Annotated in this window: 6 protein-coding genes; 4 read left to right on the top strand and 2 right to left on the bottom strand. The window is 68.2% G+C overall.

Annotated features, from left to right (window positions below; translation table 11 throughout):
* The first annotated feature begins 77 nt into the window (after window positions 1-77).
* The 4 genes from QZ847_RS10135 to QZ847_RS10120 all read left to right on the top strand — a co-directional run bounded on the left by QZ847_RS10135 (window position 78) and on the right by QZ847_RS10120 (window position 3630).
* Window positions 78-746: a DUF969 domain-containing protein gene (locus QZ847_RS10135; protein ID WP_294356188.1), complete on the top strand. Its 669-nt coding sequence runs from the start codon at window positions 78-80 to the stop codon at window positions 744-746.
* Entirely contained in the window at window positions 743-1666 is a 924-nt protein-coding gene (locus tag QZ847_RS10130; protein ID WP_294356186.1) for a DUF979 domain-containing protein, read from the top strand. The genes QZ847_RS10135 and QZ847_RS10130 overlap by 4 nt, the downstream gene beginning before the upstream one ends.
* The gene (locus QZ847_RS10125) at window positions 1663-2655 is read left to right on the top strand and encodes a DUF2891 domain-containing protein (RefSeq protein WP_294356184.1); all 993 of its coding nucleotides are present in this window, start codon (window positions 1663-1665) and stop codon (window positions 2653-2655) included. Before QZ847_RS10130 ends, QZ847_RS10125 begins: the two co-directional genes overlap by 4 nt.
* Before the next feature lie 63 nt (window positions 2656-2718).
* A complete protein-coding gene (locus QZ847_RS10120) occupies window positions 2719-3630 on the top strand; it encodes a PEP-CTERM sorting domain-containing protein (RefSeq protein WP_294356182.1) in 912 nt (303 codons plus the stop codon).
* Window positions 3631-3679: 49 nt separating this feature from the next.
* On the opposite strand, the gene paoC is transcribed toward QZ847_RS10120, so the two are convergent.
* Together paoC and QZ847_RS10110 are read right to left on the bottom strand one after the other, a co-directional pair.
* Complete coding sequence (paoC, locus tag QZ847_RS10115) at window positions 3680-5899, bottom strand: aldehyde oxidoreductase molybdenum-binding subunit PaoC (protein WP_294356180.1); 2220 nt, start codon at window positions 5897-5899, stop codon at window positions 3680-3682.
* A gap of 4 nt (window positions 5900-5903) precedes the next feature.
* On the bottom strand, window positions 5904-6512 hold a 609-nt coding region (locus QZ847_RS10110), incomplete at its 5' end, for an FAD binding domain-containing protein (RefSeq protein ID WP_294356178.1).

The following is a 6512-nucleotide window of genomic DNA, read 5'->3' as shown; positions in this document are numbered from 1 at the left end:
GTGTTCGTGATCGAGACGCCGGGCGGTGGCGGCTACGGCCCTGACGACGGCGCGCCGGCGCGCGAGGATGCGCGCTGATGCTGGTGCTCGCCGGCATCGCGGTGATCGCACTGGGCTTCCTGCTGCGTTTCAATCCGATGCTGGTGGTGGTCGTCTCCGCACTTGTGACGGGGCTCGCCGCCGGGCTCGATCCGGTTCGCATCCTCGCCACGTTCGGGAAGGCGTTCAACGACAGCCGCTACGTGTCGGCGATCTATATCGTGCTGCCCGTCATCGGCGTGCTGGAGCGCTACGGGTTGCAGGCGCGCGCCCGCGCACTGATCGGGCGGATGCGCGGGGTGACTGCGGGGCGGCTGCTCGTCGGCTACCTCCTGTTCCGGCAATTGTTCGCCGCGCTCGGTCTCACCTCGGTTGCGGGGCCGGCGCAGACCGTTCGTCCGCTCGTCGCGCCGATGGCGGAGGCCGCGGCCGAGATGCAGGCGGGCGGCGCCGGCGAGGCGGAACACGTAAAGGCGATGGCGGCGGCGACCGACAATATCGGGCTGTTCTTTGGCGAGGACATCTTCCTCGCGATCGGATCGATCCTGCTGATGAAGGGCGTGCTGCAAGGCTATGGCATCGAGTTGGAGCCGTTCCAGCTCTCGGTCTGGGCGATCCCGTCCGCGGCGGCGGCGTTCCTGATCCACGGCGCGCGGCTGTTGCTGCTCGATCATCGGCTGGCGCGGCGGAAGCGGTCGGCGGCGTGATCGGGCTCAACTTCGTCTACGCGGTCGCGGGCGCTGCCTTCGCCGGCTTCGCGCTGCTCGCCATGGTGGAGCGACCGCGTCGGCTCGCCAATGCCGCCTTTTACGCGCTGATCGCGACGAGTTTCTGGTTCGGCGACCGGCTGGGCGATGTGGGCAACGGTTTGCTCGTCCTGGCGCTCGTCGCGGTGGCGGCGTCGGGGCGGATGACACGCGGTCACGCGAGTGGCGATCTACCGCGTCCGCGCGGAAACGGGCTGTTCGTGCCCGCGCTGATGATCCCCGCCGCCGCGCTCGCCGGCACGATCGCGTTCAAGGCATTGCCGGCATTGGTCGATTTGAAACAGGCGACACTGGTCGCGCTAACGATCGGCGTGCTTGCCGCTATCACCGCCTGCCTCCTTTGGCTGCGCCCCGGCCTGTCCGCACCCTTGCGCGAGGGACGCCGGCTGATGGACGATGTCGGCTGGGCCGCGGTGTTGCCGCAGATGCTGGCGAGCCTCGGTGCCGTGTTCGCGCTGTCGGGGGTGGGCGAGGTGGTCGGGCGCCTCGCGGCCTATGCGATACCGAGCGGAAGCCTGCTGGGCGCGGTCGCCGCCTACGGGCTGGGTATGGCGCTGTTCACGATGGTGATGGGCAATGCCTTTGCCGCATTTCCGGTGATGGCGGCGGCGATCGGTGTACCGATCCTGATGCATGGAGCGGGCGGGGGCGAGACGGGCAACGCCGCGCCGATCGCCGCGATCGGGATGCTCGCGGGCTTCTGCGGCACGTTGATGACGCCGATGGCGGCGAACTTCAATCTCGTGCCCGCCGCACTGCTTGAGCTTCGCGACCGCAGCGGTGTGATCCGCGCGCAGGTGCCGACCGCGCTGCCGCTGCTCGCGTTCAACATCCTGCTGCTTTACGCGGTGCTGCGATGACCAAGCTCGACCCCGCCCGCGCGGCGACCTTCGCCCGGCTGACGCTCGGCCATGTGGGGCAGGAATATCCGCACAAGCTCGATCAGGTGCTGGTCAGCGACGACGATCTGCTACCCCCGCGCGTGCTCCACCCGATCTTTCATGGCAGCTTCGATTGGCACAGCTGCGTCCACGGCTGGTGGCAGCTGCTGACGCTGTTGCGGCATTATCCGGGAATGGCCGAGGCCGCAGAAATCCGCGCCCGCGCCGATGCCATATTCACGCGGGCGAACGTGGCGGGTGAACGCGCCTTCCTCGACCGGCCGTACAGCGGCGGGTTCGAGCGGCCGTACGGCTGGGCGTGGCTGCTGGCGCTCCACGGCGAGGCGGTGCGGCACGATGCGAGCTGGAGCGAGGCGCTCGATCCGCTCGCGCGTGCGTTCGCCGATCGCTTCGCGGCGTTCCTGCCCAAGCTGACCTACCCGTTGCGTGTCGGCACGCACTTTAACACCGCCTTTGCCCTCACACTCGCGCATGAGTGGGCGCAGCGGCACGACGAGGCGCTGGCTGCGCTGATCGAGCAACGCGCGCGCGACTGGTTTGCAGGTGACCGCGCGTGTCAGGCGTGGGAGCCGGGCGGGGACGAGTTCCTGTCGCCCGCGCTCGGCGAGGCATTGCTGATGAGCCGTGTGCTGCCCGGCCCCGCGTTCCGCGACTGGTTCGACGCGTTCCTGCCCAACCTGACGCAGGGCGAGCCCGCGACGCTGTTCACGCCCGCGACCGTGTCCGATCGCAGCGACGGCAAGATCGCGCACCTGGACGGACTGAACCTCAGCCGTACGTGGTGCTGGCGCTCGCTGGCAAAGGCTCTTGGTCCCGACCACCCGGTCGCAGCCGCGGCGCTGGATGCTGCCGAGCGGCATCTGGCGGCGAGCCTGCCGCACCTCGCCGACGATTATATGGGGACGCACTGGCTGGCGAGCTTCGCGCTGCTCGCGCTCCTCGCCTGAGCGGCGGAACGATCGCGGTGCGGCGCGTTGAGCGTGGCTGATGTGCTGCGACAAGGGGGTGACATGACAAGGTGGGTGTCGGGCGCGGTTGCATCAGCGCTGGTGATGGTCGCGGCGGTCGGTCCTGCCACGGCGCAGCGCAGCGTCACGCCCCCGCCGGTCGCCGCCACGCGCGCAACGCGCACGATCCTGTTCATCGGCAACAGCTTCACCTTCGGCGCCAACTCGCCGGTACGTAACTGGCGCGCGGACACAGTCACCGACCTGAACGGCGCGGGCTACGGCGGGGTGCCGGCCTTGTTCAAGGCGTTCACCCTACAGGCCGGGCTCGACTATCAGGTCAGCCTGGAGGTGCAGGGCGGCAGGACGCTCGGTTTCCACTATGACAAGCGCCGGCGGTTGTTCGACCGCGCGTGGGACGTGGTGGTGCTACAGGAATATAGCACGCTCGATCCCGAGCGTCCGGGCGATCCGCGCGCCTACATCAACGATGTCGCGCGACTGTCGCGGCTGTTCGCGCGGCGCAACCCGCAGGTACAGATCCAGCTGACCGCGACCTGGTCGCGCGCCGACCAAGTGTATCGTACGCCCGGCGGACCGTGGTCGAACAAGCCGATCACGCTGATGGCGCTCGAGCTGCGCGCCGCGGCCGATCGCGCGCGCGCGGTCAATCCACTCGTCGCGGGCGTGCTGCCGGTCGGACAGGCGTGGAACCGCGCCTTTTCGACCGGCGTCGCCGATCCGAACCCCTATGATGGGGTCAACTTCGGACAGATCGACCTGTGGAGTTTCGACCAGTACCACGCCAGCACCGCGGGCTATTATCTGGAGGCGCTGGTGGTGTTCGGCCGCGTCACCGGTATCGACCCGACAACGCTCGGCCCCGGTGAGCAGGCCGCCGATACGCTGGGCCTGTCGCGCGAACAGGCGAGTGCACTGCAACGCATCGCCCGCGACCAGCTCGCGGCGGGGTAGGGCGTTTTGCGGACGGACAGGGGGAGGCACAAAACCTCCCCACTGTTGATCACGCCACCGCGGGCAGTTTTTCCAGGTGCTTGTCGAGTGTGATCGGATAATCGCGTACCCGCACACCCGTCGCGTTGTAGATCGCATTGGCTACGGCCGCGCCGACGCCGCACAATCCCAGCTCGCCGACTCCCTTGGCCTTCATCGGGTTGGCCTTGTCGTCCGCCTCAGGCAGGAACACGACCTCCTGGTGCGGGATGTCGGCGTGAACCGGGACCTCGTAGCTGGCGAGGTCGTGGTTGATGAACAGCCCGAAACGCTTGTCGACCGCCAATTCCTCCATCAGCGCCGAGCCCACACCCATCGTCATCGCACCGATTACCTGGCTGCGCGCCGACTTGGGGTTGATGATCCGCCCCGCCGCGCACACGGCCAGCATCCGCCGGAGCCGCGTCGCGCCGGTATAGGCATCGACGCCAACCTCGACGAAATGCGCGCCGAAGGTGGAAAGCTGATAGGCCTTGTCGAGCTTGTCGAACTCGATCTTGTCCTCGCCGACCAGCTCACCGCTTTGCGCCGCCTGACGCAAGTCGGCGGAGCGATTGCCGCTGGTGACCTTGCCGCCCTCGAACACCATGTCGGCCGAGTTGAAGCCCAGCCGCTGCGCTACCTGATCGCGCAGCTTGACGCAGGCGGCATAGACGCCCGCGGTCGCGTTCGCCGCGCCGAACTGCCCGCCCGATCCGGCCGAGACGGGATAGGCCGAGCTACCCAGCTTCACGACGACTGTCTCGACGGGCACGCCCATCATCTCGGCTGCGGTCTGCGCGATGATCGTGTAGCTGCCGGTGCCGATGTCGGTCATGTCGGTTTCGACCGTGACGACGCCGTCCTGCCCGAGGCGCACGCGCGCGGCCGAGGGCATGTTCATGTGGTTGCGGAACGCCGACGCCACGCCCATGCCGACCAGCCACTTGCCGTCGCGCACCTGGCCCGGTTTGGCGTTGCGGCGCGACCAGCCGAAGCGCTGCGCGCCCTCGTTCAAACACCGCACCAGCTCGCGCTGCGAGAAGCGCCGCTCGGGCTTTTCCGGATCAACCTGGGTGTCGTTCTTGATGCGGAAGGCGACCGGGTCCATGCCCAGCTTTTCAGCCATCTCGTCCATCGCAATCTCTAGCGCCATCATGCCGGGCGCCTCGCCCGGGGCGCGCATCGCATTGCCTTCGGGAAGATTAAGCACTGCGAGGCGCATCGAGATCATGCGATTGGCGCCCGCGTAGAGCAACTTGGTCTGGTTGACCGCCGTCTCCGGGCTGCCGCCCGGCTGGTCGCCCGACCCGCTCTCGTGCGCGATCGCGGTGATCGTGCCGTCTTTCTGCGCCCCGATGCGGATGCGCTGACGCGTCGCCGGGCGGTGTGTCGCGTTGTTGGTCATCACGGGGCGCGACAGCGCCAGCTTGACCGGACGCCCCGCCGCCTTCGCACCCAGTGCCGCCATCACCGCGTCGGTGCGCAGGAACAGCTTTCCGCCAAATCCGCCGCCGACATACGGCGACATGAAGCGGATCTTCTCCTTCGGCATACCCAGCGTCTTGGCGAGATCTTCGTGTCCCCAATTAATCATCTGGTTGGAGGTCCACAACGTCAGCTCGTCGCCGTTCCACGCCGCAATAGACGCGAACGGCTCCATCATCGCGTGGCTGTGATCAGGGGTCGAGTAGGTCTGGTCGAGCGTCACGGCTGCGGCGGCGAATGCCTGCTCAAACTTGCCGACGCGGTCGACCGCCGGCGCGCCGCTACCCTCGCCGCTTGACCCACCGGTGAGCGGCGCGGTTTTCAGCGCCTGATCGAGGTCGAACTGCGCCGCGCCGCGCGCGTAATCGACGCGGACCAGCCCGGCGGCGGCGCGAGCCTGCTCGAACGTCTCGGCGACGACAACCGCGACCGCCTGGTGATAATGGTCGACGTCAGGGCCGGCGAGCAGCTTGACCGTGTTCTTGTCGCCCTTGCCGAGCGGCCCGGCATCCTTGGCGGTCACGATCGCGAGGACGCCCGGCGCCGCTTTCGCCGCGCGGGTGTCGATGTCGGCGATCCGCCCCTTCGCGATCGCCGCGGGGACGAGATAGCCGTAGGCGGCGTTTGGCACCTCGGCGTGATGTTCGTAGGCGTACGGAGCCGTACCTGTGGTCTTCAGCGGACCGTCGATGCGGTTCATCGCGCGACCGACGACCTGCATCCGGTCGATCGGGTTCTGCCCGGCGGGTGTGTCGAACTTCATGGCTTTATGCCCCCGTTTTCTGACTGGCTGCTTGCGCGATGACGGAAGCGAGCGCGCGGGTCGCGAGCGGAAGCTTGAAGGCGTTGTCCTTCGTCGGGGTCGCGCCCTGGAACGCGCGCGCGGTGACCGCGGCGGCACCCTTCGGCAGAAGCGCCTCTGCCGCCTCGACCCGCCACGGACGCGGCGCGACGCCGCCGAAGGCGACGCGGCCCGTGCCGTCGGGCTGGATCACCGCGGCGACCGACACGAGCGCGTAGGCGTAGGATGCGCGGTCACGCACCTTTTCGTAGAAATGCTTGCCGCCGATCGGCTTGGGCAACGTCACCGCGGTGATCAGCTCACCGGATTTCAGCACCGTGTCCTGCTCAGGGTTGTCACCCCACAGACGGTGGAAGTCGGCCATCGGTATGGCGCGGCGCTGTCCGGCCGGGTCGATCGTCTCGACATAGGCGTCTAGCACGCGCATCGCGACCGCCATGTCGCCGGGGAAGGTCGCGATGCACTTGTCCGACACGCCGATCACGCCAAGCTGGCGCGAATAACCGCCGATCGCGGCGCAGCCCGACCCGGGCTTGCGCTTGTTGCACGCCATGTTGGTGTCATAGAAATACGG

The sequence above is a fragment of the uncultured Sphingomonas sp. genome, assembly GCF_913778135.1.
In the GTDB taxonomy this organism is placed as follows: Bacteria; Pseudomonadota; Alphaproteobacteria; order Sphingomonadales; family Sphingomonadaceae; genus Sphingomonas.
This window is presented reverse-complemented; position numbering and strand designations above follow the sequence as displayed.